A 25663-nucleotide genomic window follows, 5' to 3' on the forward strand; every position below is an offset into this window, starting at 1 on the left:
CCCAAATAATAAAAAAACTAATAAAACAACGGAGGTGTTACCATGACCAAAGGAATCTTAGGCAAAAAAGTAGGTATGACACAATTCTTTACTGAAAATGGTGAATTAGTACCAGTAACAGTTATTGAAGCTACTCCTAACGTAGTTCTACAAGTTAAAACTGTAGAAACTGACGGATACGAAGCAGTTCAATTAGGTTACCAAGACAAACGTGAAGTATTGTCAAACAAACCTGCTAAGGGTCATGCAGCAAAAGCAAAAACTGCTCCTAAGCGCTTCATTAAGGAATTCAAAGATGTTGAGCTGGGAGAGTACGAAGTAGGGAAAGAAATTACAGTAGATGTATTTCAAGCAGGCGACATCATTGATGTCACTGGTACATCTAAAGGACACGGTTTCCAAGGCGTAATCAAACGTCACGGACAATCTCGTGGACCAATGTCTCACGGTTCTCGTTACCACCGTCGTCCTGGTTCAATGGGATCTGCTTCTGATGCGTCACGCGTATTCAAAGGCAAAAAATTGGCTGGACAAATGGGTGGGGATCGTATTACAATCCAAAACCTTGAAATTGTTAAAGTCGACCTAGAGAAAAACGTAATCCTTATTAAAGGAAACGTACCTGGATCTAAAAAATCATTGATTGAAATTCGTTCAGCTCGTAAAGCTGCTAAATAAGTATCATAGAAAGGAGGAACGAGAAATATGCCTAACGTAAGCCTATTTAAACAAGATGGAACAACAATTGGCGAAGTAACTTTAAACGAAGAAATCTTCGGAATTGAAACAAACGAAAGTGTTGTATTTGATGCAATCATTATGCAACGTGCTTCATTAAGACAAGGAACACACGCTGTTAAAAACCGTAGTGCAGTTCGCGGTGGCGGTCGTAAACCTTGGCGTCAAAAAGGAACAGGTCGTGCTCGTCAAGGATCTATCCGTTCACCACAATGGGTTGGCGGTGGAGTGGTTTTTGGACCAACACCTCGTTCTTACAAATATAAACTAAACAAGAAAGTTCGTCGCTTAGCTCTTAAATCAGTTCTTTCAGAAAAAGTTGCTGAAGGAAACTTGATTGTAGTTGACCAATTAGCTTTCGATGCACCAAAAACAAAAGAATTCGCAAAAGTGTTAACTAACTTAAATGTTGACTCCAAAGTATTGGTAGTTCTAGAAAACGACAACGACTTCGCAGCATTGGCTGCACGTAATCTTCCAACTGTAAAAGTTATCGGAGAAGACGGATTGAATGTCTTGGATATCGTATCTTACAACAAAGTGGTTCTAACACAAGCTGCTCTTTCTAAAGTAGAGGAGGCACTTCAATAATGGAATTACATGATATTATTCTACGTCCAGTGATTACTGAGGCTTCAATGCTGGTAATGGACGACAAGAAATATACTTTTGAAGTAGATGTTCGTGCTAACAAAACTCACGTAAAACAAGCAATTGAAAAATTGTTTGATGTAGAAGTTGAGAAAGTTAACATTATGAACGTTCGCGGTAAACTTAAACGTATGGGCCGTTACTCCGGTTATACTAAAAAACGCCGTAAAGCAATTGTGACTTTGACTGAAAAATCAAACGCAATTCAATTATTCGACGAAGAATAAGAACCATTTAAAAACCCACATTAATATATAGGAGGGAAAACAACGTGGCGATCAAGAAATACAAACCTACCACAAACGGCCGTCGTAATATGACAGGTTCTGATTTCGCAGAAATTACGAAAACAACACCTGAAAAAACTTTGTTGGAAAAAAACAACAAACACGCTGGTCGTAACAACCAAGGTAAAATCACAGTGCGTCACCAAGCTGGTGGACACAAACGTGCATACCGTATTATCGATTTCAAACGTAACACTGACGGACTAGTTGGAACTGTTGCTGCTATCGAGTACGATCCAAACCGTACAGCTAACATTGCACTAATCCATTATACAAACGGTGTTAAAACTTACATCATCGCACCTAAAGGCATTCAAGTTGGCCAAAAAATTGAATCAGGGGACAATGTTGATATCCAAGTAGGGAATGCTTTACCATTGAAAAACATTCCAGTTGGTACTTTCATCCACAACATTGAAATGAAACCAGGCAAAGGCGGTCAATTGATCCGTTCAGCTGGTACTTCTGCTCAAGTTTTAGGACAAGAAGAAAAATACACGCTAGTTCGTTTGAACTCAGGCGAAGTTCGTATGATTCTTTCAACTTGCCGTGCAACAATCGGTACAGTAGGTAATGAACAACACGAATTGATTAACATTGGTAAAGCAGGACGTAACCGCTGGTTAGGTAAAAGACCTACAGTTCGTGGTTCTGTAATGAACCCTAACGATCACCCACACGGTGGTGGTGAAGGTAAAGCACCAATCGGACGTAAATCACCTATGACTCCATGGGGTAAACCTGCACTTGGCTTGAAAACTCGTAACAAGAAAGCTAAATCAAGCAAGTTAATCGTACGTGGACGTAAAAAATAATCATTAAATTAGACATGAAACCGAAGAGATTCGAAAGGAGGCTTCACCATGAGTCGTAGCTTGAAAAAAGGACCTTTCGTCGATGAGCATCTTATGAAAAAAGTGGAAGTTGCATCTAAGAGCGAGAAAAAACAAGTTATCAAAACTTGGTCACGTCGTTCTACAATCTTCCCACAATTCATCGGCCAAACAATCGCAGTATATGACGGAAGAAAACACGTTCCAGTTTATATTCAAGAAGATATGGTTGGACACAAATTAGGGGAGTTCGCTCCTACAAGAACATACCGCGGACACGCGGCAGACGATAAGAAAACAGGACGTCGTTAATTACGAGGGGAGGAATAATAATGGCAGAACAAATCACAGCTGCGAAAGCAACTGCTAATACTGTTCGCATCGCACCTCGTAAGGTTCGTCTTGTAGTCGATCTTATCAGAGGCAAGAGCATTGGAGAAGCAATCTCCATCTTGAAATTCACACCACGTGCTGCTTCACCAGCAGTAGAAAAAGTGTTAATGTCAGCTATTGCGAATGCAGAACATAACTATGATTTAGACATCGAAAACTTGGTAGTAAGCGAAGCTTATGTTAACGAAGGACCAACAATGAAACGGTTCCGTCCTCGTGCAAAAGGATCTGCTTCACCAATCTTAAAACGTACGAGCCACATCACTATCGTGGTATCAGAAAAGAAGGAGGGATAATCTGTGGGTCAAAAAATTAATCCAATCGGAATGCGTGTAGGCATTATCCGCGACTGGGATGCTAAATGGTACGCAGAAAAAGATTTCGCTGATTTCTTGCATGAAGATTTGAAAATCCGTGAATATATCGCTAAAAACCTAAGCGAAGCTTCAGTTTCTCGTGTAGAAATTGAACGTGCAGCTAGCCGTGTTAACGTATCTGTTCACACTGCAAAACCTGGTATGGTTATCGGTAAAGGTGGTTCCGAAGTTGAAAAACTACGTAAAAACCTTAACGCTTTAACTAACAAACGTGTTCACATCAACATCGTAGAAATTAAAAGAGCTGATTTGGACGCTAAACTTGTTGCTGAAGGAATTGCAAAACAATTGGAAAATCGTGTTGCTTTCCGTCGTGCACAAAAACAAGCTATCCAACGTACAATGAGAGCTGGAGCACATGGTATCAAAACTATGGTTTCAGGTCGTTTGAACGGTGCAGATATGGCTCGTAAAGAAATCCATTCAGAAGGAACTGTTCCATTGCATACATTGCGTGCGGACATTGACTATGCATGGGAAGAAGCTGATACAACTTACGGAAAACTAGGCGTTAAAGTTTGGATTTCTCGTGGAGAGGTATTACCAGCTCGTAAAGAATCAGAGAAAGGAGGGAAATAACCAATGTTAGTACCTAAACGTGTAAAACACCGTCGTGAATTCCGTGGAAAAATGCGCGGAGAAGCTAAAGGCGGAAAAGAAATCGTCTTCGGCGAATATGGTTTGCAAGCAGTTGATTCAAAATGGATCACTAACCGTCAAATCGAAGCAGCTCGTATTGCTATGACTCGTTACATGAAACGTGGTGGGAAAGTTTGGATTAAAATCTTCCCTCACAAATCTTACACATCCAAAGCTATCGGCGTTCGTATGGGTAAAGGTAAAGGGGCACCTGAAGGTTGGGTATCTCCAGTAAAACGCGGCAAAATCATGTTTGAAGTTGGCGGCGTTCCTGAGGAAGTAGCACGCGAAGCTTTGCGTTTGGCATCACACAAATTGCCAATCAAAACTAAAATCGTAAAACGTACAGAAATTGGTGGTGAATCGAATGAAGGCTAATGAAATCAAAGAATTATCCACTGCTGAAATGATTGAAAAGGAACAAGCTTTTAAAGAAGAGCTTTTCAATCTACGATTCCAACTTGCTACAGGGCAACTTGAAAATACTGCCCGCCTTAAAGAAGTTCGCAAATCAATTGCGCGCATTAAAACAGTATTGCGTCAGCAAGAATTGCAAAATCAGTAATTCAGCAAAGGAGGAGACTTATAAATGACTGAACAACGTAATCAACGTAAAGTCTACCAAGGAAAAGTTGTTTCCGATAAAATGGATAAAACAATTGTTGTAGAAGTATCTACATACAAAACACATCCTACATACGGCAAACGTGTGCGTTACTCTAAAAAGTACAAAGCACATGATGAAAACAATCAAGCTAAACTTGGTGATATCGTTAAAATTATGGAAACTCGTCCGTTGTCAGCAACGAAACATTTCCGTTTGCTGGATATCGTTGAAGAATCCGTAATTATCTAATAAAATAAGAAATTATTCCTGATCCGGAAGGAGGAAACTGAAGTGATACAAACAGAATCTCGTTTGAAAGTTGCTGATAACTCTGGTGCGAAAGAAGTTCTAGCTATTAAAGTACTAGGTGGTTCAGGCCGCAAGTTTGCTAGCATCGGCGACGTAATTGTCGCAACAGTTAAACAAGCTACACCCGGTGGTGTTGTCAAAAAAGGTGAAGTTGTTAAAGCCGTTATCGTGCGTACTAAATCTGGTGCACACCGTAAAGATGGTTCATACATTAAATTTGATGAAAATGCATGTGTAATCATCCGTGACGACAAGAGCCCACGTGGAACACGTATCTTTGGACCTGTTGCCCGTGAATTGCGTGACAACAACTACATGAAGATTGTTTCCCTTGCTCCAGAAGTGTTATAACAAACCGTATTATTGAAGGAGGTGCAACAACTCATGCACGTAAAAACTGGCGATAAAGTTAAAATCATTACTGGTAAAGACAAAGGTAAAGAAGGCGTTGTCCTAAAAACTTTGCCTAAGAAAGACCGTGTCATCGTAGAAGGCATCAACATTGTTAAGAAGCACCGTAAAGCTTCACAAACAAATTTGACTGGTGGCATTCTTGAAGAAGAAGCTTCCGTTCACGTATCAAACGTGATGCTAATCGACCCTAAAACTGGTGAACCTACTAAAGTTGGTTACAAAGTTGAAGACGGTAAAAAAGTTCGCTTCGCTAAGAAGACTGGCGAAATTATCGACTAATTATTGAAGAAGGGAGGATTTCGTTAAATGAACCGATTGAAAGAAAAATACACTAAAGAAATTACACCATCATTGATGGAAAAATTTGAATATACTTCAGTGATGCAAGTACCTAAAGTTGAAAAGATTGTTATCAACATGGGTGTTGGTGATGCAGTTGCTAACGCTAAAACTTTAGAAAAAGCTGTTGAAGAACTAACATTGATCTCTGGTCAAAAACCAGTTATCACTCACGCGAAAAAATCAATCGCTGCATTCCGTCTACGTGAAGGTATGGCTATTGGAACAAAAGTTACTCTACGTGGCGAAAGAATGTACGATTTCCTAGACAAACTAGTTACTGTTTCATTACCACGTGTACGTGACTTCCGTGGTATCAGCAAACGTTCTTTTGATGGACGTGGAAACTACACACTAGGCGTTAAAGAACAATTGATTTTCCCAGAAATCGACTATGATAGAGTTGATAAAGTTCGCGGTATGGATATTGTTATCGTAACAACTGCAAAATCTGATGAAGAATCAAAAGAATTATTGACACAACTTGGAATGCCATTCCAAAAATAAGCGAAGGGAGCAAAGATAAGTGGCTAAGAAATCAATGATCGCAAAAAACAAACGTCCAGCTAAGTTCTCAACTCAAGAGTATACACGCTGTGAACGTTGTGGCCGTCCACATTCTGTTTACCGCAAGTTCAAATTGTGCCGTATTTGTTTGCGTGAACTAGCTTATAAAGGACAAATCCCTGGCATGAAGAAAGCAAGCTGGTAATCAGCCATACCCGTAAGAAGGAGGTAAAAGTTAATGGTTATGACAGACCCAATCGCAGATTTCCTAACTCGTATTCGTAACGCTAACATGGTTCGCCATGCAAGCTTGGAAGTTCCTGCTTCTAACATGAAATTGGAAATTGCTAAAATCCTTAAAAATGAAGGATTTATCAAAAACTACGAAGTTATCGAAGATGACAAACAAAACGTTATCCGTGTTTTCTTGAAATACGGTGCTAACAACGAACGCGTTATCACAGGCTTGAAACGCATCTCTAAACCAGGTTTGCGTGTTTTCGCTAAAACTGGCGAAGTTCCCCGTGTATTGAACGGACTAGGAATCGCTATCGTATCTACATCAGAAGGTGTAGTAACTGATAAAGAAGCAAGAGCTAAAAACGTTGGTGGAGAAGTATTAGCTTACGTTTGGTAATACAAATTTCTACTATATTCTAAAAACTAAAGGAGGTGCAGCCCTGTGAGTCGTATTGGTAATAAACTAGTCGAAATCCCAGCTGGCGTAACCGTAACTCAAGAGGGAAACACTGTATCAGTTAAAGGTCCTAAAGGCGAATTAACTCAAACATTCAGTGACTTGATTACAATGAATATCGAAGGCAATATCGCAACTTTCTCTCGTTCTAACGAAGAAAAGTTCACAAAATCTATTCATGGTACAACACGTGCTTTGTTCAGCAACATGGTTGTTGGTGTATCTGAAGGATTCAAAAAAGAACTTGATCTAGTCGGTGTTGGTTACCGTGCTCAACTACAAGGAAACAAACTTGTATTGAACGTTGGTTACTCTCATCCAGTAGAGTTCACTCCAGAAGAAGGCGTAACTGTTGAAGTTCCTTCAAATACGAAAATTATCGTATCTGGTTACAACAAAGAACACGTTGGCGCATTAGCAGCTAACATTCGTGGCGTACGTCCACCAGAGCCATACAAAGGCAAAGGTATTAAATACTCTAACGAAATCATCCGCCGCAAAGAAGGTAAAACTGGTAAATAATAACCAGTTATTCCTTTTTGCAGCATAACCAATCCATATAAAGAGGTGACAATTGTGATTAATAAACCAGATAAAAATAAAACACGTCAGTCCAGACATGCACGTGTAAGAAGAAAAATTTCTGGAACTGCAGAGTGCCCACGCTTGAACGTATTCCGTTCTAACAAACACATCTACGCTCAATTAATTGATGACGTAGCGGGTGTGACGCTGGCAAGTGCCTCTAGCAAAAAAGATGTAACTGAAAATGTTACTAAATCAGACAGTGCAGCAGTTGTAGGTAAATTGATTGCTGAACGCGGTCTTGAAAAAGGTTTGAAGAAAGTCGTATTTGACCGTGGTGGATATCTATACCATGGCCGTGTACAAGCATTAGCTGAAGCTGCACGTGAAAATGGACTAGATTTCTAGGAAAAGGAGGATAACCACACATGGTATTTATTGACCCAACTAATTTAGAATTAGAAGATCGCGTTGTTGCGATTAATCGTGTTACTAAAGTTGTTAAAGGTGGACGTCGTTTACGTTTCGCTGCTTTAGTAGTAGTCGGAGATAAAAACGGACACGTTGGTTTTGGTACTGGTAAAGCAAACGAAGTTCCTGAAGCAATTCGTAAAGCTATCGAATCTGCTAAGAAAAACTTGATTGAAGTTCCTATTACTGGAACAACAATCCCTCACCACGTTATTGGTCGTTTCAACGGCGGTAACGTAATGTTGAAACCAGCTCTATCCGGTTCTGGAGTTTCTGCGGGTGGTCCTGTACGTGCTATCATCGAATTGGCAGGTATTGCGGACATTACATCTAAATCTCTAGGATCAAGCACGCCAATCAACATGGTTCGCGCTACTGTTGATGGTTTGACACAATTGAAAAAAGCTGAGGATGTTGCTGCATTACGTGGCAAGTCCGTAGAAGAAATCTTAGGTTAAGGAGGATACACATAATGGCAGAATTAAAGATCACTTTAAAGCGTAGCTTGATTGGACGTCCTCAAAACCAAAAAGATACTGCAAAAGCTTTGGGTTTGACTAAAATCAATAAATCAGTTGTTAAACCAGCTAACGAAGCTATCAACGGTATGGTTAATACAATCAGCCACTTAATTGAAGTAGAAGAAGTTAAATAATAGAATCAAAAATGAAGGAGGTGCCCATTTAATATGAAACTTCATGAATTGCAACCTACAGAAGGTTCTCGTAAAGTACGCAACCGCGTTGGCCGTGGTTCTTCATCCGGTAATGGTAAAACTGCTGGACGTGGACACAAAGGTCAAAAAGCTCGTTCAGGTGGTGGAGTTAGACTAGGTTTTGAAGGTGGACAACAACCATTGTTCCGTCGTATTCCAAAACGTGGTTTCTCAAACATCAACCGTAAAGACTACGCAGTTGTTAACTTGGATACATTGAACCGTTTCGAAGAAGGTACAGAAGTTACACCAGCTTTGCTTGTTGAAAGCGGAGTTGTTCGCAACGAAAAATCCGGCATCAAAGTTCTTGCTAAAGGTGCGGTAGAGAAGAAATTGACTGTTAAAGCTCATAAATTCTCCGAAGCAGCGAAAGAAGCTATTGAAGCTGCAGGTGGAACTGTTGAGGTGATCTAATGTTTAAACTTCTGAAAGAAGCATTTCAGACAAAAGACATTAGAAGCCGAATTTTCTTCACTTTGGCAATGTTGATTGTATTCCGTATCGGAACACACATCACCGTTCCAGGTGTTGACGCGGCAGCCATTCAAAATCTAGCATCAACCGGATTGTTCAGCTTGCTGAACACATTCGGTGGTGGAGCGCTGAGTCAGTATTCGATTTTCGCTTTGGGTGTCTCGCCATATATTACTGCTTCTATCGTAGTTCAACTATTGCAAATGGACATTATTCCGAAATTCACGGAATGGTCCAAGCAAGGGGAAGTCGGTAGAAGAAAGTTGAATCAAGTAACTAAATACTTGGCTGTATTTCTTGCATTCGTGCAATCAATTGGTATTTCGATCGGTTTCAATCAATTGTCCAATTTGGGCTTGATCAGAGACCCGGGAATCACAACTTATCTCATTATCGCTTTGATAATGACTGCTGGTTCAATGTTTGTCATCTTCATTGGTGACTCCATTACGCAGCACGGGATTGGAAATGGGACTTCTCTTATTATCTTTTCCGGTATTGTTGCTCGTATTCCTGCTGATTTGGTGACATTCTACCAAGATCGATTTGCTGATGCAGGAGATAAGCTAACCTCAAACATTATCTTCGCAGTAGCGTTGCTAATCGCAATGGTATTGCTGGTAATTTTTGTTGTGTTTATTCAACAAGCGGAACGCAGAATTCCGATCCAATATTCAAAAAGAGCTACTGGTTCCAATCAAGCGGCGCATTTACCATTAAAGATTAACTCTGCTGGAGTTATTCCGGTAATATTCGCCAGCTCCTTCATGATGACGCCGCAGACAATCCTTGGATTTTTTGCAGCGAACCATAGTGAAGCGACTTGGTATAACGTGTTAAATACATTATTTAACTTCCGTGAGCCAATCGGTGCTGTAATCTATACAATCTTGATTGTAACCTTTACGTATTTCTATGCTTTGATTCAGATTAATCCTGAAAAAATGGCAGAAAATTTACAAAAATCTGGAGCTTACATCCCAAGTGTAAGACCCGGAAAAGGTACAGAAGATTACATTACGGGTATGCTGATGCGTTTAAGTACAGTTGGTGCTTTGTTCCTCGGCTTGATTGCCCTGTTGCCTATCATTGCTTCGGCATTATGGAATCTCCCAGACTCACTAGCTCTAGGGGGAACAAGCCTTCTCATCGTTGTTGGTACCGCATTGGATACTGCTAAACAAGTTGAAGGTCGAATGGTGAAACGCAATTATCAAGGATTTATTCAAAAGTAAGCTGTATGTGGGGTTTTTCCCCACAAGCATCTTGCGCTTGCATAAGGAGACGAGGACATGAAGAAGAACCTAATTATTACTGGACTTCCCGGTGCTGGGAAAGGAACACAAGCAGAGCGTATTATTGAGAAATATGGGGTTCCCCACATTTCGACTGGTGATATGTTCCGTTCAGCAATCAAAAATGAAACGCAATTAGGACTTGAAGCTAAATCCTTTATGGATAAAGGCGAGTTAGTTCCTGATGAAGTGACAAACGGGATTGTTAAAGAACGTTTGCAAGAAGAAGATACAAAAAATGGCTTTTTACTTGATGGATTTCCAAGAACAATGGACCAAGCTGATGCTTTGGATCAAATTATGACTGACTTAGGTCGTGAGATCGACGCGGTCATTAACATTGATGTGAATCCCGAAGTACTAATGTCTCGTTTGACAGGTCGTATTATTTGCCGTAATTGTGGCGCTACTTATCACAAAGTAAATCATCCACCAAAAGTGGAAGGTGTTTGCGATAAATGCGGCAGTACAGATTTGTACCAAAGAGAAGATGACAAACCTGAAACAGTGGAAAATCGTATTCGCATCAACCAAGAACAATCTGCACCAATATTAGCGTATTACTCTAATAAAGGATTGCTTCACACTGTAGATGGTGAAATTGGAATTGAGAACGTGTTTTCTGAAGTCCAAAACATCATCGATTGATCTGAAAAAAGTACTTGTTTTATATAAGTATTTTCTTTGCAAAAGCTTGTCGTTATGGTATAATGTAGCAGTTAGTGTAAAATAAATGCAAAGACAAGTCATACTCAATCAGGTCAGCAGAATGTGAGGAGGTATATAGATGGCGAAAGATGATGTCATTGAAATTGAAGGAATAGTCGCTGAAACTTTGCCAAACGCAATGTTTAAGGTAGAACTTGAAAACGGCCATATTGTGCTCGCGCATGTATCAGGCAAAATCCGGATGAACTACATCCGCATTCTACCAGGTGATAAAGTAACGGTTGAATTATCACCGTACGATTTAACACGCGGCCGTATCACATATCGTTTCAAATAATGCCACTCCATCATTTAAAAGGAGGAATTTTAGAATGAAAGTTAGAGCATCAGTAAAGCCTATTTGCGAGAAATGTAAAGTCATTCGCAGAAACGGCCGTGTTATGGTGATTTGCGAAAATCCTAAACACAAACAACGCCAAGGATAATAACAAGGAGGTGCCAATTTATGGCTCGTATCGCTGGGGTAGATATTCCGCGTGATAAACGCATCGTTATCTCATTAACTTATATTTTCGGAATCGGTAGTACAACTGCTAAGCAAGTACTTGCATCTGCAGAAGTTTCTGAAGAAACACGTGTACGCGATTTAACAAACGATGAATTAGATCGTATCCGTGCAGAAGTTGACAAATTAAAAATCGAAGGTGACCTACGTCGTGAAGTGAATTTGAACATCAAACGTTTGATGGAAATCGGTTCATACAGAGGAATTCGTCACCGTCGTGGATTGCCTGTTCGTGGTCAAAATACTAAGAACAACGCTCGCACTCGTAAGGGACGCGCAAAAGCAATCGCTGGTAAGAAAAAATAATAATTAAGTGAAGGAGGTTAAAACTTCATGGCTAAAAAAGTATCACGTAAACGTCGTGTGAAAAAGAATATTGAATCCGGAGTAGCACATATCCGTTCTACATTTAATAATACAATTGTTATGATTACTGATGTTCATGGAAATGCTATCTCATGGTCTTCTGCTGGTGCATTAGGTTTTAGAGGTTCTCGTAAATCAACACCTTTTGCTGCTCAAATGGCTGCAGAAGCTGCTGCTAAAGTTTCTATGGAACACGGAATGAAATCTGTTGAAGTTTCAGTTAAAGGTCCTGGTTCAGGACGTGAAGCTGCAATCCGTTCTCTACAAGCAGCTGGTTTGGAAGTTAGCGCAATTCGTGACGTTACTCCTATTCCTCACAATGGATGCCGTCCACCAAAACGTCGTCGGGTATAATTTTTATATCTTGATGTTGTTGTAACGCAATGGCCTCACTAGGATGAACGAACCGTTTTGAAAGGGGTAAATTGACATATGATCGAAATTGAAAAACCAAGAATTGAAACGATTGAGATCAGCGAGGATGCTACATTCGGCAAATTCGTTGTGGAACCACTTGAACGGGGATATGGGACAACGCTTGGTAACTCATTACGTCGTATTCTATTGTCTTCACTTCCAGGTACAGCTGTAACTACACTTCAAATCGATGGTGTACTACACGAATTTTCAGCAATTGAAGGTGTTTTAGAAGACGTTACTCAAATCGTCCTAAACATTAAACAATTGGCTTTGAAATTCTTCTCCGAAGAAGATAAAACAATCGAAATCGATGTGAAAGGTCCTGCAGTCGTAACTGCTGCAGACATCAATCATGATAGTGATGTAGAAGTTTTAAACCCTGATTTATATATTTGTACAGTAGCTGAAGGTGCACATTTCCACGTGCGCATGGACGCAAAGAACGGCCGCGGTTACGTTCGCTCTGAACACAACAAAACGGAAAATATGCCAATTGGTGTTATTCCAGTCGATTCGATTTTCACTCCTGTTAACAAAGTTAACTACCAAGTTGAAAATACACGTATCGGTCAAAAAAATATATATGACAAATTAACATTGGATGTTTGGACAGATGGTTCTGTCAGTCCGGAAGAAGCAGTCAGCTTGGCAGCTAAAATCCTTACTGAACATTTGAACATTTTCGTTAACCTGACTGACGAAGCTCGCAAGGCTGAAGTTATGGTTGAAAAAGAGGAAACTCAAAAAGAGAAAATGCTTGAAATGACAATCGAAGAACTTGATCTTTCTGTTCGTTCATACAACTGTTTGAAACGCGCAGGAATCAACACAATCCAAGAACTGACTGAAAAGTCAGAAGCAGAAATGATAAAAGTACGTAATCTGGGACGTAAATCTCTAGAGGAAGTTAAAAACAAACTTTCTGACCTAGAGCTATCCTTACGTCAAGATGACTAGTACTGCAACAAAGGAGGATTACCAGAAATGGCTTATCGTAAATTAGGACGTTCAAGTTCACAAAGAAAAGCTATGCTCCGCGATTTGACTACTGACCTAATCATTAACGAACGTATCGTGACAACTGAAGCTCGCGCTAAAGAAATCCGTAAAACGACTGAGAAAATGATTACACTAGGAAAACGTGGCGACTTAGCAGCACGCCGTTTGGCAGCAGAATATGTTCGTAACGAAGTAGCAGATGTACGTGAAGATGGCGAAGCAATCGTTGTTGAAACTGCATTGCAAAAACTTTTCAGTGGCTTGGCTGAGCGTTATGCTGAACGTCAAGGTGGATACACTCGTATTCTTAAAACAGAACCACGCCGCGGTGACGCAGCTCCAATGGTTATCATTGAATTAGTTTAATTAACAACCATTTTCAGATGAAAAGAGCGCTATGATGGTTGTTTCTCCCGCAAGGTAGAGAAACTAGTCTAGCTCGTGGACCCTTACGGAAATTTCCGATTTCCGTAAGCGGCTCACCATTTGTTTATGCGAAGAGATGAACACTGAAGTTCAGCTCTATTTTTTTTTCTAAGCACCAAATACCGTTCAAATAGGTTTCATTTAAGAGGCGTAGGCCTCTTTTTTTTGTGTTTAATTAGGGTTCTTGGTTATCTGGTGTTGGTGAAGGAAATGCCTTTCGGCTAGCGTGTTTGCTTGTGTACTGCCGTGGGACCGCCCTGAGCCTGTAGTCTCCGGGCTTGCATCCTTGACCCGGCCACAAGAACCCCACCGTCCTGCGGGATTTCCGAGAAGAATACCTACCAATACCATAAATAATAGAACCTTAATGAGAGACAGGGTGATTACTCAGACGCATTTTCCGGTCTGAGTAATCACTTTTTCCATCAAAGTGATTACTCAGCGAATAATATCGACTTGAGTAATCGTTTTTCAACCTAATGTGATTACTCAAGAAGGAAATTCAATCTGAGTAATCACTTGCGTAATATTTTTCTACAATGAGAAGGCGAAATTGTCCCATCGCACCACTTCGAAAGAGTGAAACCTGATAATACCTGATCGGGAAACAACAGTTTAAACTCATCGATTGCCGACTTAATTGCTGTGCGGTTCCTCCCCTTATAATTGCATGATTGACAATGATAGATGCGTTGCGAAAATCGAACCGCTAGTTCCCCACACTGCTCACACCGCAAACCCTTCCTCAGCGCTTCGAAACTATACTCTGGAATCATTTTTGTAAACGGTGGGGGATCCATCGTCCTTTTAGGTAATACTTGTGCCAAATTAGCTAACTGCTCTGAAATGGGATATTGATAGCTATTCAACTTCGCCAAATGATCAGCGATCTGGGTAGGTAACACCACATTCCGATTATCTGGTGCTTGCAATAACGTAAAATTCTTTCCGATGTGAAGGACGACTGCTTCAACCGTTATATGGGAATAGCCCATTTCACGCAACAAAATTTTGAAGTTGTTTTTTGTCCGTGCTGATTGGATCAACGGATTGGACCTTTCCATATTGCCTTGTCGATAAACTTCTTCACCATAAGTCCACACACCCGAATAATTCTTAACTTCATAAACGATAATCGAATTTCCAATTAACAGCAAAAAGTCAATCTGTATCGCGCCTGAGAATTTTGGTTCAAAATACAAATCATGTAATAGTAAATGTGGAGACTTCAATGACTCCATCAATACCCCAAACTCACATTCACCTTCGTAACCATTCCGCATATTCTGCAAATATATAACACATTCTTTATCAAGCACCATCCGATCAGCCAAAGCTTCCATCATTCTCAACGTTATAGGTTTCATTTGGAAACCTCCTCTCACATATATATACGCAAAAAATCCTTAAAAGCTTTAAATATGTTAAAATTATTTTTAAGGAGTGATTGTATGACACAAATCTTGGGACATCATCACATTTCGATGCGAACCAAATCAGGAGACGATAATACGCGTTTTTACCGGGATATCCTTGGTTTAAAACGCGTCAAAGTCAGCGTAAACCAAAACGATCCCTATCAATACCACCTGTTTTACGGTGATAATACCGGAAGTCCAGGTTTCGACCTGACCTTTTTTGAAAACCAGCGTCTAGGGAATACCAAACGAGGAACGAATGCCATTACGACTGTGGGTCTATTACTTGAAAATGAAGACAGCTTCCCATATTGGCAAAAACGACTAACCGATTACAAAATTAAATACGAGGTTGGTATGTACGCTAATTATTCTGCTATCCTTTTTCAGGACAACGACACGGTCCAATTGGCACTTATTGCCAGCAACGGGACACATGCACCATTTTTCGAACCATGGCCAGATTCACCGATTCCATTGGATCAACAAATCAAAGGGATGGGGCCTGTTGAATTTGTCGTCCGTGATTTAGCTGAATCCAAAAAAACACTCGTAGACCTTTTCAACTATCATGAAGTTTACAACAACGGCAAAGAAGCCCTCTACCAAGCCGTAGAAGGCGACCAAACGGGTGAAATTCTCGTTACGGAAAAAGAAGGGCCAAAAGAACGTCCCGGGCGTGGCAGCACCCACCACCTTGCCATTCGCGTAGCGGACCATGAAGCTTTAAATGAGTGGCATGAAAAAATAACCCAACACGGCTACGAAGTCGTCGCACGACACGATCGCTATTACTTCGAAAGTTTATATTTCCGGGACCATAACGACATCATGTTCGAATTGGCAACTGATGGTCCGGGCTTTACCGTCGACCAAAAACCGGAGGAATTAGGTACAATCCTCGATTTACCGCCGTTTCTTGAACCACAACGCGATGAAATAATGGGGAAATTAAACCCACTTAAAGGCATAAAAGAAGACTAGGATTAATCTCCTAGTCTTTTTGTCATCACGAAATCGGTTTGTTCGTCATCACCCATGAAAAATGAATGCGCACCGGTCTGTTCGAATCCCAATGATTTATAAAAAGCCAATGCCTTATCATTATGTTCCCAAACACCTAACCAAATTGCTTGTTTATTCAACTCACGTGCTGTTTCAATAGCGAAATCAATCAACTGTTTTCCTAAACCACGGCGCTTGAATGCTGTCCGCACATAAATGCGTTCAACTTCAAGAGACTCAGCTCCCATTTCCTCAGTCTGGGCTAAACCTGTATTCAACTTCAAGTATCCAGCCAGATTTCCATCCATATAAATAAAATAGAAAAAAGAGTTTGGATTTTTTAATTCCGTCAACAACTGTTCCTTGTTGTACGCGCGATCTAAATAGGTTTTTAAATCTTCTGGGGTATTGTCCGCCGCAAACGTATCAGAAAACGTCTCGATGCTAATTTCTCGGAGTGCTTCTAAATCCTTTAATTCACATTTATGCATTATCATTTTTTATCCCATCCATCCATTTAAATAATTCCACCAATTCACCGTCCCAAAAATCCCAATTGTGAGTGCCGGGTCGTTCCTTGTATACTAAATCAAAAGGCTCCAGCAACTTTTTAAACAATCGGTTATTTTCTATCAAAAAATCTTCGGTCCCACATGATTGGTAAAAAGACGGCAAAACGTCCTCAGGTGAGAGCTTCTCAATTAAAGCAACTAAGTCATCATCGGAGCCCCGTAAAGCCTCCAAGGACCCAAAAGAGAGCGTGAAGGTTTGATTGCGGTTGGTGTCGGCTTCCCATAGTGAAACAATATCCACTGCACCTGAAAAAGAGGCCGCACCGCGGAAACGTTCCGGATGACGTAGACCTAATTTAAACGCCCCATAGCCACCCATCGACAAGCCCGCCACAAAATTTTCTTCCCGTTTATCTGACAAACGAAACATGTGATGTAACTTCTGGGGAAATTCCTCACTGATAAATGTCCAGTAATTTCCGCCAGACACCATATCAGTATAAAAACTCAAATGTACTTGTGGCATGAATACCGCCAGATTACGCTCCCCTAAATATCGTGTCAATCCTGTGTTATAAAGCCAAGCATGTTGATCATCAGAATGACCATGTAACAGATAAAGAACCTCATAAGGTCCCTTGATTCCTTCCGGTAAAACGGCTGTGTATCCAACCTTCATCCCCAGAGCATCCGACCACATCGTTCCATTCACGACGCCCATTCTCATTCCTCCATTTCCTAAAAAAGTGTCAAGACACCTAATGCAATTTCACTCTATTTCAAGTATACTAGATAAGTGACAAAATCATTGTCAACCATGCACTTTTATATATTAAAATATTTGATTATCATATAATAAGCTTAAGTGAAGTTCGAAGGAAGTAGGGTTATTTATGGAAGAAATGGTTCAATTAAAAAACATCTCATTTACATATTCTGAAGATGACATCCGCCCAGCCCTTAATGACGTTTCGCTTTCAATCAACAAAGGAGAATGGATTGCCGTTATTGGCCCAAATGGTTCAGGGAAATCCACACTTGCTAAAACCATCAATGGTTTGATTGAAGCAGATGCAGGGGAAGTTATCATCGGTGGCACAAAATTAACTGAAGAAACAGTATGGGATGTCCGTCGCAAAGTCGGTATGGTTTTCCAAAATCCGGACAACCAGTTTGTTGGTTCAACCGTTCAGGACGACGTGGCATTTGGTTTGGAAAACATTGGTGTTCCGCGTGAGGAAATGCATGAACGTGTGGCTAGTGCCGTCAAAGCCGTTAACATGCACGATTTCATGGATAAGGAACCCGCACGTCTATCGGGTGGTCAAAAACAACGGGTTGCGATTGCCGGGATCATTGCCTTGGCTCCAGGTATCATTATTTTGGATGAAGCGACAACGATGCTGGATCCGAAAGGCCGGAAAGAAGTAATCGAAACAATCCGCCAATTGAAAAAAGAACGCGATTTAACTGTTATTTCCATCACGCATGACATTGACGAGGCGGCACAAGCAAACCGCATTTTCGTAATGCAGGCCGGGGAACTGAAACGCATCGGAACACCCGAAGAAATTTTCTCCGTCGGTGCAGAAATCATCGATATGGGCTTGGATATCCCGTTCCCTGAAAAATTGAAGTTCCAGTTATCTCGTCAAGGACTGGAAGTTCCAGCCGAATACTTAACCGAAGAAAGGATGGTGGAATGGCTATGGACATTATTCTCAAAGATGTAGGGTATTCATACGGAGCCGGCACACCATTCGAAAGCCGGGCCCTCTATGATGTCAACCTGGCTATTCCGGAAGGCAGCTACACGGCTCTAATCGGCCATACCGGCAGCGGTAAATCAACCGTTACCCAACACTTGAATGCCTTGTTGAAACCGACCACGGGGACCGTAACCATCGGCGACCGTGTCATTGACAACAAAACCAACAATAAAAATCTTAAATTCATCCGTAAAAAAGTGGGGATTGTTTTCCAATTTCCGGAATCACAGTTGTTTGAAGAAACAATTGCTAAAGACATCGCTTTTGGACCGATGAACTTCGGTGTTTCAGAAGAAGAAGCGCTCGCTTTGGCCAAAGAAACATTACCGCTAGTCGGCCTGGATGAAACATTCATGGACCGCTCACCGTTCGATTTATCCGGAGGGCAGATGCGCCGGGTTGCGATTGCGGGTGTATTGGCAATGAAACCCGAAGTCTTGATTCTAGATGAACCGACAGCCGGACTTGATCCAGCAGGACGTCGCGAAATCATGACCATGTTTAATAACTTACACGAACAACAGGGGATTTCCATCGTTTTGGTTACGCACCAAATGGATGATGTGGCAACTTATGCAGACCACGTCATCATTATGGAAAAAGGAACGGTTGTGAAAATGGGATCACCGGCAGAAATTTTCCTTGATGCAGAATGGCTACAAGAAAAACAACTGGGTCTACCAGCATCTCTGCAATTTCTACAGGAATTTTCACAAAAAACAGGCATCGACTTTGGTGACGAGCGTCCGCTTGGAACCTCACGTTTAGCTGCTGCAATCATTCAAAAGCTGAAAGAAGGTGGCTTGGATGCTTGAGAAATTACTGTTCGGTCGTTACATTCAAGGTGATTCCTTCATCCATAAAATGGATCCGCGTGCTAAATTGATTGGTGCCTTTTACTTTATCGTCATTATCTTTTTGGCAAATAACTGGTGGACCTATTTGGCAATGACACTCTTTACCATCTTGTGTGTTTACTTGTCCGATATTCCATTGAAAGTATTTATTAACGGGGTTAAACCACTGATTTGGTTGATTTCATTCACTGTGATTTTACAAATTTTATTTACAACAGGTGGGGAAACCTACTTCAGTTTTGGGATCATTCGTGTGACCTCATTTGGATTAATCAATGGGGCCTTTATCTTCATGCGTTTTGTCTTGATCATTTTTATGTCGACGTTATTGACGTTGACGACGATGCCTTTATCTTTGACGGATGCCATTGAGTCCTTGTTGGGACCTTTGAAACGCTTCAAAGTACCCGTCCATGAATTGGCTTTGATGCTATCCATTGCTTTACGTTTTGTACCAACGTTGATGGATGAAGCTTCCAAAATCATGAATGCACAACGTGCGCGTGGGGTCGACTTTGGTGAGGGAAATATCGTTCAGCAAATGAAGGCTGTCACACCGATTCTGGTCCCGTTGTTTGTAAGTTCCTTTAACCGTGCCGATGAACTGGCAAATGCCATGGAAGCACGTGGGTATCAAGGGGGCGAGGGGCGGACGAAGTATCGGGAATTGAACTGGCAAGCACGCGATACCATCGCGATGGTTACATTTCTGGCTTTAACGCTGCTTTTGATTTTCCTAAGAAATTAATAATTTGAAAGGTAGGTGGATAATGCTTACACAACGCTATAAATGCATTGTCCAGTATGACGGGACGAATTACGTCGGCTACCAAGTGCAAACAAACGGCAACAGCATTCAAACGGAACTTGAAAAAGCCTTGAAAAAGATGATGAAAGGCCAGACCATCAAAATCGATGCGTCTGGCCGAACTGATTCCGGCGTCCATGCTTTGGGCCAGGTGATTCACTTCAACTTGCCGATTCAGATTAAGCCCGAATCATTGCGATTGGCCCTGAACAGTATGTTACCGGCTGATATTTCCATCAAACAGGTAGAGAAAGTTTCTGATGATTTCCACGCCCGCTATTCGGCGGTGGGGAAGAAATATGTGTACCGGGTGGATTTGAACCGCTTTGCGGATCCCTTTAAACGGTTCTACACGTTGCATCATCCTTACCGAATGAACTTGGTTGCTCTGAAAGAGTCCTTAGATAAGTTAATCGGGGAACACGATTTTACCAGTTTTTGTTCCACCAAAACGGATAAAGAAAACTTAGTGCGGACCGTGTATGTCGCGAAATATGAGATAGACGAAGCAGCGAATGAGCTCGTGTTTACCTTTATCGGAAACGGTTTTTTATACAACCAGATTCGTATTTTCGTCGGGACCTGTTTACAGATTGCGGATGGTTTGAAAAAGCCGGAAGAAATCGATCGCCTGCTTGAAGTAAAGGATCGTAACGAAGCTGGTCCGACCGCATCAGGTAAAGGTTTGTACTTAGTAGATGTCTATTACGACAACACATTCAAAGAAAAATTTGACCGCTTATAAAAAGCGGTTATTTTTTTCAAAAAAATTTGACAAACGCTCGGGGGTGTTGTATTATATAAGACGGTATTGTTTGCCCCACAAGAGCCCCGGAAACTCAGATGGATCAAACATTCAGATAAGAATATGGAGGAAAAGAACGTGCGTACAACATACATGGCTAAAACCAACGAAATCGAACGCAAATGGTACGTTATCGATGCAACAGATGTTCCTATGGGACGTATTTCATCAATCGCTGCATCAATCTTGCGTGGAAAAAACAAACCAACTTACACACCACATGTGGATACTGGTGACTTCGTTATTATTATTAATGCAGACAAAGTTAAATTGACAGGTAAAAAAGCATCAGACAAAATCTATTCTCGCCACTCAGGCTATATCGGTGGTCTAAAACAGGTTACTGCTGGAGAATTGCGTGCTAAGAACTCTCGTCGTCTAATGGAATACTCAATCAAAGGTATGCTTCCAAAAGGTGCACTAGGTTCTGACCAATTCAGAAAACTACATGTTTACGGTGAAGCAACTCACCCACATGCAGCTCAAAAACCAGAAGTTTTAGATATCACTAACCTAATTTAAGGAGGGAATAACATTGGCACAAGCACAATATATCGGCACTGGTCGCCGTAAAAACTCAACTGCTCGCGTACGTTTAGTACCCGGAACAGGTAAAATTGTCTTCAACAAGAAAGACATGGAAGATTACATTCCATTCCCTTACTTGTACGAAGTAATCAAACAACCATTGAACATTACAGACACTCTAGGAAGCTATGACATCTACGTTAACGTTAACGGCGGTGGCTTCACTGGACAAGCTGGAGCAGCTCGTCACGGAATTTCTCGCGCTCTACTTTCAGTAGACCCAGATTTCCGCGCACCTCTAAAAGCTGCTGGACTTCTTACTCGTGACCCTCGTATGGTTGAACGTAAGAAACCAGGTTTGAAGAAAGCGCGTAAAGCAGCTCAATTCTCAAAACGTTAATATATTACATATCAATGTTTCAGGACACTTCTCACTTATATGGGAAGTGTCTTTTTTTGAAAGAAGAAAGAAGGTAAGAAGATGAATGCAAAAGAAAAAATGATGGAAATCATCAAAAACAAACAATCAGGCGGAAAATCCGACCAAAAAACAGTCGCAAAAAACGACGGTAAGTTTATGCGTCCAAGACCGGTATTGCATAAGTAGCAGATAGTAAAGACATTTTCCGAGTTGGAGATGTCTTTTTTTATTTGCGGAGGTGGTATACTAAAAGCGATAAAACCGTTACTTCCCTTATGAGAGGAGTCCTGGTGATGGAAAATAAAACTCATGGAAGAGTTGACACTGTCTCAAAAGTTATCGCTGCCGCACCGCATATTCTCTATGAAGCCTACATGAATCCAAATGCACTGGTACAGTGGTTACCACCTGAAGGGATGACGGGCGAAATATGCCGTTTTGAGCCACATGTCGGGGGGAGGTATGAACTTACCCTCACTTACAACGAAAAAGACACCAACGCTGGAAAAACGACCGCTGACACTGATACAATTTGTGGGACATTCTTGGAGTTGATTCCAAATCAGAAAATCGCAGAGGCGGGCATTTTTGATTCCGAGGATGCTTCTTTTGCCGGAGAAATGATCATGATTTGGTATTTCGAAGAAGTATTGGAAGGAACAAAAGTGTCGATTATTGCGGAAAACGTACCCGAAGGAATCCGTAAGAGCGATCATATTGATGGATTAAGCTCCACCTTAGAAAATCTTGCGAGTTTTGTAGAGACGAGATAGGGAAATGAAAAAAGAGACGAAATCCACCTACTTTAGGTGTTTATCGTCTCTTTATTTAGGTCAATTTTAGTTATAAAGCTTAAATTGGTGCAATGAAGAATCGGACTTTGCGTTTTTGAAAATATCCTTAATGACTAAAAATCCAAGTGCAGCTCCGAGTGTATTCACCACTATATCGGCTACATCCGCGCCTCGCCAACCACCCAAGAAGTAGTTTGTCAGAAACTGTAGAAATTCAATCGCAAAACTGAGAATAAAACCTAATCTAACGGTTTTTAGTAGTGATGCGTTCTCGTTCATCAAGTAATAGTAAACTGCCAGAGGTGCGAGCATCAGCAAATTAGGTAGGGCGGATAAATCAAGAACAGGATCAAAATTAATTCGACTTTGCCAAGATGTTTGGTTCGCATATATCCCAGTTTGAATCTGGAAAGGGAAGAATGTTAGGTATATGACTGCAAAACCATAAAAAATACAAGAAACAACTGTTATTTTCTGTAAGGCAGAAAGGTTGTCACTCGCTTTATATTTCATGACATAAAATACTGTCAGTAAAAAAAGAGGAATCAAAATAAGTCCGGATAGGGTAGTTTGCATGTAATAGACCTTCTTTCGTATAATGTATCGAAATTTTACCGTTGTTGGTCAAAATTTGAATCGGCCCTGGGATGTATTTGCACCGAAGCTAACGAAATCTATAATGTTACTCAATTTTATCTATTCAGCAAATTAATCAACGAAAAAACGTTTACAGTCAAAAAGTATGCAAACAACACACGGGTAGTCATGGTTATGGAAGCGGTTAAAATATATAATTGAGATAGTATGGTGAGATTCACGCAGCAACTGGAAAGAGGACATAAATTTAAACGGTTTTTTTTTCGATATCATGTATAGAGGTGGATACAGTGAATAAAAAAAATAATAGTAAAAAACACTGGCTCGTGGTGGCGATATTGTGTGGTTTAATCGCCAGTTTTAGTATTCCCATAAACTTGGGTGGGGTATTTTTATCCCCCGTGGCAATCGATCTTGGGTTTCAACGCGGTGATTTCTCGCTGCATACAACGCTCACGTTATTTATTTCCGCTATTGTCGCTTTATATGTTCCGAGGTTAATGGAAAAGTATCATTTTAAGTATCTCTTGTTAGCTGCAGCGCTTTTGACCAGTGTTCCGAATATCATGATGGGGTTTTCCCATCACTTATGGCAGTTTAATTTATGGGGCAGTATCAGAGGCGTTGGGGCCGGGCTTATTTCGATGGTTCCCATTGCCATTGTCATCAATCATTGGTTTCACAAGCATCATGGGTTGGTGACGAGTATCATAGTAAGTTTTACTGGCTTATCAGGCGCCTTGCTCACGCCTATTTTTGCTGGTTTGATTGGACAAGTGGGTTGGCGATATAGTTATTTTATATCTGGTGCTTTAATTATTTTACTATTACTTCCTGGAATCATTATACCGTTTGCTGTAGAGCCACAGTCTGAAGGGTTATTGCCGTTCGGTGCCGGAGAAGTGATCCAAACGAACAAGTTTAAGGAAAAAGTTCAGGTATCGGAAAAAAACTTTAATAAGCACCTGCTCTTGTCGATTATGGTAGTAGCAGTCGCCCATACTTCGGTTGGCGGGATTGTCCAGCATTTCCCGAGCTTCTCGGAAGCAAATGGGTATAGTGCCGGGATAGGGGCAATGATGTTGTCGGGGACGATGATAGGCAGCATCCTTTTCAAAATGATGATTGGGGCCATAAGTGACCGGTTAAACGCAACAGTGGCTAATCTCGTCATGCTTGTAATCAATTCCTTTGCGGTGGGGATCGTATTGACCACCCCAAGTCCTTCGTTTTTGATACTGGGCGCATTTTTATATGGTTCTGCTTTTGCGATTCCTGCTGTAGGGATAACACTTTTGGCAAAGGAGCAGTTGGGAAATCATTATTTTAATAAATTCTTCCCGTTAATTTCTTTTGGCGTTTCGACCAGTGGCGCAGCATCGATATCTTTAATAGGATATTTATTTGATTTTGCGGGGTCCTATTCACCTGCGTTACTATTGACCCTGGTGGTAAACGTATTTAATATCTCTTTATTAACCCTGATGACCCGAAAAGCTAAAAAAGAAATATCGGAAGCTATCTAAAATATTTTCTTCAGTTCCCCTCCGTGCAACACCAAGCTGAAAATAACGGATTATTATGGTATCGTTTTCATTAAGGGGAGAGGTGTAGGGATGTTACAGAATAATATGATTTCCAAGCTTGAAAATGATGAAAAATTACTTGGTACTTTTGTGGAAACGAATGACACCTTGATTATTGAGGCACTGAGCGTGGCGGGTTTTGATTATTTTATTGTCGATTTGGAGCATAGTACGACTCCCATAAGTTCGTTGAAAGAACTGGTTCAAACGGCCGATTATCGTAATATCACACCGCTTTTAAGGATATCGGATATCTCACGGGAAAATATCTTGCGTGCCCTTGATATCGGAATTCAGGGTTTGGTGATTCCGAATGTGCGGTCAGTGGAAGAAGTGAGGCGGATTGTAAATTGGGGCAAGTATCCGCCGCTGGGACAGCGGGGGTTTTTCACATCACGCTTGACGGATTTTGGGTTTGATGAAAGAGTGAAAGACATTGAGACCTTATTTGCGGACATGAACGAAAATACGTTGATTATCCCGCAGTGTGAAACGGTGGAGTCGCTTGAAAACATCGAGGAAATTGTGGCAATGGAGGGCGTAGCCGGCATATTCCTGGGGCCTTATGATCTATCGATTGCAATGGGAATTCCGACCCAATTTAATCATCCGAAATTTGTGGAGGCGGTCGAACGCATCCGAAAAGCGGTAAACGACAATGGTAAGTTTATCATCACCTTCAGTATGGATGTGGAAGATACGAAGCAGTACTATCAAAAAGGCTTCCATGCGGTTACTTTTGGCATGGACACGAACCTGATGATAAATGCAGGCAGAAAGCTGATTGAAGAAGTTAAATAAGACGATGCGGGCAATCCGCATCGTCTTTATTTTTGCCCATAAAGGG

The 25663-nt window shown here is 41.1% G+C and carries 43 protein-coding genes; 39 read left to right on the top strand and 4 right to left on the bottom strand.

The window, feature by feature from the left end; all coding sequences use genetic code 11:
* Positions 1 to 42 precede the first annotated feature (42 nt).
* The 28 genes from rplC (at position 43) to rplQ (ending at position 13656) form a co-directional block, all read left to right on the top strand.
* On the top strand, positions 43 to 678 hold the full coding sequence (rplC, locus tag ACTVAI_RS03525; protein WP_443485892.1) for a 50S ribosomal protein L3: 636 nt from the start codon (positions 43 to 45) through the stop codon (positions 676 to 678).
* Between the two features lie 27 nt (positions 679 to 705).
* On the top strand, positions 706 to 1329 hold the full coding sequence (rplD, locus tag ACTVAI_RS03530; protein WP_443472403.1) for a 50S ribosomal protein L4: 624 nt from the start codon (positions 706 to 708) through the stop codon (positions 1327 to 1329).
* Positions 1329 to 1616: a 50S ribosomal protein L23 gene (gene rplW, locus ACTVAI_RS03535; protein ID WP_443472402.1), complete on the top strand. Its 288-nt coding sequence runs from the start codon at positions 1329 to 1331 to the stop codon at positions 1614 to 1616. Before rplD ends, rplW begins: the two co-directional genes overlap by 1 nt.
* Positions 1617 to 1660: 44 nt before the next feature.
* On the top strand, positions 1661 to 2491 hold the full coding sequence (rplB, locus tag ACTVAI_RS03540) for a 50S ribosomal protein L2 (RefSeq protein ID WP_443472401.1): 831 nt from the start codon (positions 1661 to 1663) through the stop codon (positions 2489 to 2491).
* Positions 2492 to 2539: 48 nt separating this feature from the next.
* Positions 2540 to 2821, top strand: coding sequence for a 30S ribosomal protein S19 (rpsS, locus tag ACTVAI_RS03545; RefSeq protein WP_443472400.1), 282 nt, complete (start codon positions 2540 to 2542; stop codon positions 2819 to 2821).
* Between the two features lie 20 nt (positions 2822 to 2841).
* Complete coding sequence (gene rplV / locus ACTVAI_RS03550) at positions 2842 to 3198, top strand: 50S ribosomal protein L22 (protein ID WP_443485893.1); 357 nt, start codon at positions 2842 to 2844, stop codon at positions 3196 to 3198.
* A gap of 3 nt (positions 3199 to 3201) precedes the next feature.
* Entirely contained in the window at positions 3202 to 3858 is a 657-nt protein-coding gene (rpsC, locus tag ACTVAI_RS03555; RefSeq protein WP_443472398.1) for a 30S ribosomal protein S3, read from the top strand.
* A gap of 3 nt (positions 3859 to 3861) precedes the next feature.
* A complete protein-coding gene (gene rplP, locus ACTVAI_RS03560; RefSeq protein WP_443472397.1) occupies positions 3862 to 4296 on the top strand; it encodes a 50S ribosomal protein L16 in 435 nt (144 codons plus the stop codon).
* Entirely contained in the window at positions 4286 to 4483 is a 198-nt protein-coding gene (gene rpmC / locus ACTVAI_RS03565; protein WP_443472396.1) for a 50S ribosomal protein L29, read from the top strand. The genes rplP and rpmC overlap by 11 nt, the downstream gene beginning before the upstream one ends.
* 24 nt (positions 4484 to 4507) lie before the next feature.
* The gene (gene rpsQ, locus ACTVAI_RS03570; RefSeq protein ID WP_443472395.1) at positions 4508 to 4774 is read left to right on the top strand and encodes a 30S ribosomal protein S17; all 267 of its coding nucleotides are present in this window, start codon (positions 4508 to 4510) and stop codon (positions 4772 to 4774) included.
* A 42-nt stretch (positions 4775 to 4816) separates the two neighbouring features.
* A complete protein-coding gene (gene rplN / locus ACTVAI_RS03575; RefSeq protein WP_443472394.1) occupies positions 4817 to 5185 on the top strand; it encodes a 50S ribosomal protein L14 in 369 nt (122 codons plus the stop codon).
* Positions 5186 to 5218: 33 nt separating this feature from the next.
* Entirely contained in the window at positions 5219 to 5527 is a 309-nt protein-coding gene (gene rplX / locus ACTVAI_RS03580; protein WP_443472393.1) for a 50S ribosomal protein L24, read from the top strand.
* Between the two features lie 27 nt (positions 5528 to 5554).
* The gene (gene rplE / locus ACTVAI_RS03585; RefSeq protein WP_443472392.1) at positions 5555 to 6094 is read left to right on the top strand and encodes a 50S ribosomal protein L5; all 540 of its coding nucleotides are present in this window, start codon (positions 5555 to 5557) and stop codon (positions 6092 to 6094) included.
* 19 nt (positions 6095 to 6113) lie between these two features.
* Entirely contained in the window at positions 6114 to 6299 is a 186-nt protein-coding gene (locus ACTVAI_RS03590) for a type Z 30S ribosomal protein S14 (RefSeq protein ID WP_076768503.1), read from the top strand.
* A 33-nt stretch (positions 6300 to 6332) separates the two neighbouring features.
* Positions 6333 to 6731 (top strand): 30S ribosomal protein S8, encoded by a 399-nt coding sequence (gene rpsH / locus ACTVAI_RS03595; RefSeq protein WP_443472391.1) that lies wholly within the window; start codon positions 6333 to 6335, stop codon positions 6729 to 6731.
* Positions 6732 to 6776: 45 nt separating this feature from the next.
* The gene (gene rplF / locus ACTVAI_RS03600) at positions 6777 to 7313 is read left to right on the top strand and encodes a 50S ribosomal protein L6 (RefSeq protein ID WP_443472390.1); all 537 of its coding nucleotides are present in this window, start codon (positions 6777 to 6779) and stop codon (positions 7311 to 7313) included.
* A gap of 45 nt (positions 7314 to 7358) precedes the next feature.
* On the top strand, positions 7359 to 7724 hold the full coding sequence (rplR, locus tag ACTVAI_RS03605) for a 50S ribosomal protein L18 (protein WP_443472389.1): 366 nt from the start codon (positions 7359 to 7361) through the stop codon (positions 7722 to 7724).
* 20 nt (positions 7725 to 7744) lie between these two features.
* The gene (rpsE, locus tag ACTVAI_RS03610) at positions 7745 to 8245 is read left to right on the top strand and encodes a 30S ribosomal protein S5 (RefSeq protein WP_443472388.1); all 501 of its coding nucleotides are present in this window, start codon (positions 7745 to 7747) and stop codon (positions 8243 to 8245) included.
* A gap of 14 nt (positions 8246 to 8259) precedes the next feature.
* Positions 8260 to 8442: a 50S ribosomal protein L30 gene (gene rpmD, locus ACTVAI_RS03615; RefSeq protein ID WP_443472387.1), complete on the top strand. Its 183-nt coding sequence runs from the start codon at positions 8260 to 8262 to the stop codon at positions 8440 to 8442.
* Between the two features lie 33 nt (positions 8443 to 8475).
* Complete coding sequence (rplO, locus tag ACTVAI_RS03620) at positions 8476 to 8916, top strand: 50S ribosomal protein L15 (protein WP_443472386.1); 441 nt, start codon at positions 8476 to 8478, stop codon at positions 8914 to 8916.
* Positions 8916 to 10211: a preprotein translocase subunit SecY gene (secY, locus tag ACTVAI_RS03625; protein WP_443472385.1), complete on the top strand. Its 1296-nt coding sequence runs from the start codon at positions 8916 to 8918 to the stop codon at positions 10209 to 10211. The genes rplO and secY overlap by 1 nt, the downstream gene beginning before the upstream one ends.
* A gap of 57 nt (positions 10212 to 10268) precedes the next feature.
* On the top strand, positions 10269 to 10919 hold the full coding sequence (locus tag ACTVAI_RS03630; protein ID WP_443472384.1) for an adenylate kinase: 651 nt from the start codon (positions 10269 to 10271) through the stop codon (positions 10917 to 10919).
* A gap of 139 nt (positions 10920 to 11058) precedes the next feature.
* Positions 11059 to 11277 (top strand): translation initiation factor IF-1, encoded by a 219-nt coding sequence (gene infA / locus ACTVAI_RS03635; protein ID WP_062470719.1) that lies wholly within the window; start codon positions 11059 to 11061, stop codon positions 11275 to 11277.
* A gap of 34 nt (positions 11278 to 11311) precedes the next feature.
* On the top strand, positions 11312 to 11425 hold the full coding sequence (rpmJ, locus tag ACTVAI_RS03640) for a 50S ribosomal protein L36 (RefSeq protein WP_062470716.1): 114 nt from the start codon (positions 11312 to 11314) through the stop codon (positions 11423 to 11425).
* Positions 11426 to 11445: 20 nt separating this feature from the next.
* A complete protein-coding gene (gene rpsM, locus ACTVAI_RS03645) occupies positions 11446 to 11811 on the top strand; it encodes a 30S ribosomal protein S13 (protein ID WP_443472383.1) in 366 nt (121 codons plus the stop codon).
* Positions 11812 to 11838: 27 nt separating this feature from the next.
* Positions 11839 to 12225, top strand: a complete 387-nt coding sequence (gene rpsK / locus ACTVAI_RS03650) for a 30S ribosomal protein S11 (RefSeq protein ID WP_443472382.1) — start codon at positions 11839 to 11841, stop codon at positions 12223 to 12225.
* A gap of 78 nt (positions 12226 to 12303) precedes the next feature.
* Positions 12304 to 13248, top strand: coding sequence for a DNA-directed RNA polymerase subunit alpha (locus ACTVAI_RS03655; RefSeq protein WP_443472381.1), 945 nt, complete (start codon positions 12304 to 12306; stop codon positions 13246 to 13248).
* A 27-nt stretch (positions 13249 to 13275) separates the two neighbouring features.
* Entirely contained in the window at positions 13276 to 13656 is a 381-nt protein-coding gene (gene rplQ, locus ACTVAI_RS03660; protein WP_443472380.1) for a 50S ribosomal protein L17, read from the top strand.
* Between the two features lie 575 nt (positions 13657 to 14231).
* Here rplQ and ACTVAI_RS03665 read toward each other — a convergent pair.
* Complete coding sequence (locus ACTVAI_RS03665) at positions 14232 to 15083, bottom strand: nuclease-related domain-containing protein (RefSeq protein ID WP_443485894.1); 852 nt, start codon at positions 15081 to 15083, stop codon at positions 14232 to 14234.
* 84 nt (positions 15084 to 15167) lie between these two features.
* On the opposite strand from ACTVAI_RS03665, the gene ACTVAI_RS03670 reads away from it, so the two are divergent.
* A complete protein-coding gene (locus ACTVAI_RS03670) occupies positions 15168 to 16118 on the top strand; it encodes a ring-cleaving dioxygenase (protein WP_443485895.1) in 951 nt (316 codons plus the stop codon).
* Between the two features lie 2 nt (positions 16119 to 16120).
* Here ACTVAI_RS03670 and ACTVAI_RS03675 read toward each other — a convergent pair whose 3' ends face one another.
* Positions 16121 to 16636 carry a GNAT family N-acetyltransferase gene (locus ACTVAI_RS03675; RefSeq protein WP_443485896.1) on the bottom strand — a complete coding sequence of 172 codons (516 nt, stop codon included), beginning with the start codon at positions 16634 to 16636 and terminating at the stop codon, positions 16121 to 16123.
* A complete protein-coding gene (locus ACTVAI_RS03680) occupies positions 16623 to 17372 on the bottom strand; it encodes an alpha/beta hydrolase (protein ID WP_443485897.1) in 750 nt (249 codons plus the stop codon). Before ACTVAI_RS03680 ends, ACTVAI_RS03675 begins: the two co-directional genes overlap by 14 nt.
* 172 nt (positions 17373 to 17544) lie before the next feature.
* Between ACTVAI_RS03680 and ACTVAI_RS03685 the strand changes: the two genes are divergently transcribed.
* The 8 genes from ACTVAI_RS03685 (at position 17545) to ACTVAI_RS03720 (ending at position 22612) form a co-directional block, all read left to right on the top strand.
* Positions 17545 to 18384 (top strand): energy-coupling factor ABC transporter ATP-binding protein, encoded by an 840-nt coding sequence (locus ACTVAI_RS03685; RefSeq protein WP_443472375.1) that lies wholly within the window; start codon positions 17545 to 17547, stop codon positions 18382 to 18384.
* Positions 18360 to 19235: an energy-coupling factor ABC transporter ATP-binding protein gene (locus ACTVAI_RS03690; protein ID WP_443472374.1), complete on the top strand. Its 876-nt coding sequence runs from the start codon at positions 18360 to 18362 to the stop codon at positions 19233 to 19235. Before ACTVAI_RS03685 ends, ACTVAI_RS03690 begins: the two co-directional genes overlap by 25 nt.
* Positions 19228 to 20025 carry an energy-coupling factor transporter transmembrane component T family protein gene (locus ACTVAI_RS03695; RefSeq protein ID WP_443485898.1) on the top strand — a complete coding sequence of 266 codons (798 nt, stop codon included), beginning with the start codon at positions 19228 to 19230 and terminating at the stop codon, positions 20023 to 20025. The genes ACTVAI_RS03690 and ACTVAI_RS03695 overlap by 8 nt, the downstream gene beginning before the upstream one ends.
* Positions 20026 to 20047: 22 nt before the next feature.
* Positions 20048 to 20830, top strand: a complete 783-nt coding sequence (gene truA / locus ACTVAI_RS03700) for a tRNA pseudouridine(38-40) synthase TruA (protein WP_443485899.1) — start codon at positions 20048 to 20050, stop codon at positions 20828 to 20830.
* Between the two features lie 138 nt (positions 20831 to 20968).
* Entirely contained in the window at positions 20969 to 21412 is a 444-nt protein-coding gene (rplM, locus tag ACTVAI_RS03705) for a 50S ribosomal protein L13 (RefSeq protein ID WP_443472371.1), read from the top strand.
* 13 nt (positions 21413 to 21425) lie between these two features.
* On the top strand, positions 21426 to 21818 hold the full coding sequence (rpsI, locus tag ACTVAI_RS03710) for a 30S ribosomal protein S9 (protein WP_443472370.1): 393 nt from the start codon (positions 21426 to 21428) through the stop codon (positions 21816 to 21818).
* Positions 21819 to 21899: 81 nt separating this feature from the next.
* Complete coding sequence (locus ACTVAI_RS03715) at positions 21900 to 22025, top strand: hypothetical protein (protein ID WP_443472369.1); 126 nt, start codon at positions 21900 to 21902, stop codon at positions 22023 to 22025.
* 107 nt (positions 22026 to 22132) lie between these two features.
* Positions 22133 to 22612, top strand: a complete 480-nt coding sequence (locus ACTVAI_RS03720; protein ID WP_443485900.1) for an SRPBCC domain-containing protein — start codon at positions 22133 to 22135, stop codon at positions 22610 to 22612.
* Positions 22613 to 22678: 66 nt separating this feature from the next.
* Here the strand turns inward: ACTVAI_RS03720 and ACTVAI_RS03725 are convergent, their stop codons facing one another.
* Complete coding sequence (locus tag ACTVAI_RS03725) at positions 22679 to 23209, bottom strand: VanZ family protein (RefSeq protein WP_443485901.1); 531 nt, start codon at positions 23207 to 23209, stop codon at positions 22679 to 22681.
* A 311-nt stretch (positions 23210 to 23520) separates the two neighbouring features.
* Between ACTVAI_RS03725 and ACTVAI_RS03730 the strand changes: the two genes are divergently transcribed.
* Together ACTVAI_RS03730 and ACTVAI_RS03735 are read left to right on the top strand one after the other, a co-directional pair.
* A complete protein-coding gene (locus ACTVAI_RS03730) occupies positions 23521 to 24756 on the top strand; it encodes an MFS transporter (RefSeq protein WP_443485902.1) in 1236 nt (411 codons plus the stop codon).
* Positions 24757 to 24846: 90 nt separating this feature from the next.
* Positions 24847 to 25617: an HpcH/HpaI aldolase family protein gene (locus tag ACTVAI_RS03735; RefSeq protein ID WP_443485903.1), complete on the top strand. Its 771-nt coding sequence runs from the start codon at positions 24847 to 24849 to the stop codon at positions 25615 to 25617.
* Positions 25618 to 25663 lie beyond the last annotated feature (46 nt).

It is taken from the genome of Jeotgalibaca sp. A127, assembly GCF_052266745.1.
In the GTDB taxonomy this organism is placed as follows: Bacteria; Bacillota; Bacilli; order Lactobacillales; family Aerococcaceae; genus Jeotgalibaca.

Excerpts from the sequence above, each read along its gene's own strand:
- rplC (WP_443485892.1), top strand. The coding sequence starts at position 43 with ATGACCAAAGGAATCTTAGGCAAAAAAGTAGGTATGACACAATTCTTT.
- rplD (WP_443472403.1), top strand. The coding sequence starts at position 706 with ATGCCTAACGTAAGCCTATTTAAACAAGATGGAACAACAATTGGCGAA.
- rplW (WP_443472402.1), top strand. The coding sequence starts at position 1,329 with ATGGAATTACATGATATTATTCTACGTCCAGTGATTACTGAGGCTTCA.
- rpsS (WP_443472400.1), top strand. The coding sequence starts at position 2,540 with ATGAGTCGTAGCTTGAAAAAAGGACCTTTCGTCGATGAGCATCTTATG.
- rplV (WP_443485893.1), top strand. The coding sequence starts at position 2,842 with ATGGCAGAACAAATCACAGCTGCGAAAGCAACTGCTAATACTGTTCGC.
- rplP (WP_443472397.1), top strand. The coding sequence starts at position 3,862 with ATGTTAGTACCTAAACGTGTAAAACACCGTCGTGAATTCCGTGGAAAA.
- rpmC (WP_443472396.1), top strand. The coding sequence starts at position 4,286 with ATGAAGGCTAATGAAATCAAAGAATTATCCACTGCTGAAATGATTGAA.
- rpsQ (WP_443472395.1), top strand. The coding sequence starts at position 4,508 with ATGACTGAACAACGTAATCAACGTAAAGTCTACCAAGGAAAAGTTGTT.
- rplX (WP_443472393.1), top strand. The coding sequence starts at position 5,219 with ATGCACGTAAAAACTGGCGATAAAGTTAAAATCATTACTGGTAAAGAC.
- rplE (WP_443472392.1), top strand. The coding sequence starts at position 5,555 with ATGAACCGATTGAAAGAAAAATACACTAAAGAAATTACACCATCATTG.
- rpsH (WP_443472391.1), top strand. The coding sequence starts at position 6,333 with ATGGTTATGACAGACCCAATCGCAGATTTCCTAACTCGTATTCGTAAC.
- rpsE (WP_443472388.1), top strand. The coding sequence starts at position 7,745 with ATGGTATTTATTGACCCAACTAATTTAGAATTAGAAGATCGCGTTGTT.
- rpmD (WP_443472387.1), top strand. The coding sequence starts at position 8,260 with ATGGCAGAATTAAAGATCACTTTAAAGCGTAGCTTGATTGGACGTCCT.
- rplO (WP_443472386.1), top strand. The coding sequence starts at position 8,476 with ATGAAACTTCATGAATTGCAACCTACAGAAGGTTCTCGTAAAGTACGC.
- secY (WP_443472385.1), top strand. The coding sequence starts at position 8,916 with ATGTTTAAACTTCTGAAAGAAGCATTTCAGACAAAAGACATTAGAAGC.
- ACTVAI_RS03630 (WP_443472384.1), top strand. The coding sequence starts at position 10,269 with ATGAAGAAGAACCTAATTATTACTGGACTTCCCGGTGCTGGGAAAGGA.
- infA (WP_062470719.1), top strand. The coding sequence starts at position 11,059 with ATGGCGAAAGATGATGTCATTGAAATTGAAGGAATAGTCGCTGAAACT.
- rpmJ (WP_062470716.1), top strand. The coding sequence starts at position 11,312 with ATGAAAGTTAGAGCATCAGTAAAGCCTATTTGCGAGAAATGTAAAGTC.
- rpsM (WP_443472383.1), top strand. The coding sequence starts at position 11,446 with ATGGCTCGTATCGCTGGGGTAGATATTCCGCGTGATAAACGCATCGTT.
- rpsK (WP_443472382.1), top strand. The coding sequence starts at position 11,839 with ATGGCTAAAAAAGTATCACGTAAACGTCGTGTGAAAAAGAATATTGAA.
- ACTVAI_RS03655 (WP_443472381.1), top strand. The coding sequence starts at position 12,304 with ATGATCGAAATTGAAAAACCAAGAATTGAAACGATTGAGATCAGCGAG.
- rplQ (WP_443472380.1), top strand. The coding sequence starts at position 13,276 with ATGGCTTATCGTAAATTAGGACGTTCAAGTTCACAAAGAAAAGCTATG.
- ACTVAI_RS03665 (WP_443485894.1), bottom strand. The coding sequence starts at position 15,083 with ATGAAACCTATAACGTTGAGAATGATGGAAGCTTTGGCTGATCGGATG.
- ACTVAI_RS03670 (WP_443485895.1), top strand. The coding sequence starts at position 15,168 with ATGACACAAATCTTGGGACATCATCACATTTCGATGCGAACCAAATCA.
- ACTVAI_RS03675 (WP_443485896.1), bottom strand. The coding sequence starts at position 16,636 with ATGATAATGCATAAATGTGAATTAAAGGATTTAGAAGCACTCCGAGAA.
- ACTVAI_RS03680 (WP_443485897.1), bottom strand. The coding sequence starts at position 17,372 with ATGGGCGTCGTGAATGGAACGATGTGGTCGGATGCTCTGGGGATGAAG.
- ACTVAI_RS03685 (WP_443472375.1), top strand. The coding sequence starts at position 17,545 with ATGGAAGAAATGGTTCAATTAAAAAACATCTCATTTACATATTCTGAA.
- ACTVAI_RS03690 (WP_443472374.1), top strand. The coding sequence starts at position 18,360 with ATGGACATTATTCTCAAAGATGTAGGGTATTCATACGGAGCCGGCACA.
- ACTVAI_RS03695 (WP_443485898.1), top strand. The coding sequence starts at position 19,228 with ATGCTTGAGAAATTACTGTTCGGTCGTTACATTCAAGGTGATTCCTTC.
- truA (WP_443485899.1), top strand. The coding sequence starts at position 20,048 with ATGCTTACACAACGCTATAAATGCATTGTCCAGTATGACGGGACGAAT.
- ACTVAI_RS03715 (WP_443472369.1), top strand. The coding sequence starts at position 21,900 with ATGAATGCAAAAGAAAAAATGATGGAAATCATCAAAAACAAACAATCA.
- ACTVAI_RS03720 (WP_443485900.1), top strand. The coding sequence starts at position 22,133 with ATGGAAAATAAAACTCATGGAAGAGTTGACACTGTCTCAAAAGTTATC.
- ACTVAI_RS03725 (WP_443485901.1), bottom strand. The coding sequence starts at position 23,209 with ATGCAAACTACCCTATCCGGACTTATTTTGATTCCTCTTTTTTTACTG.
- ACTVAI_RS03735 (WP_443485903.1), top strand. The coding sequence starts at position 24,847 with ATGTTACAGAATAATATGATTTCCAAGCTTGAAAATGATGAAAAATTA.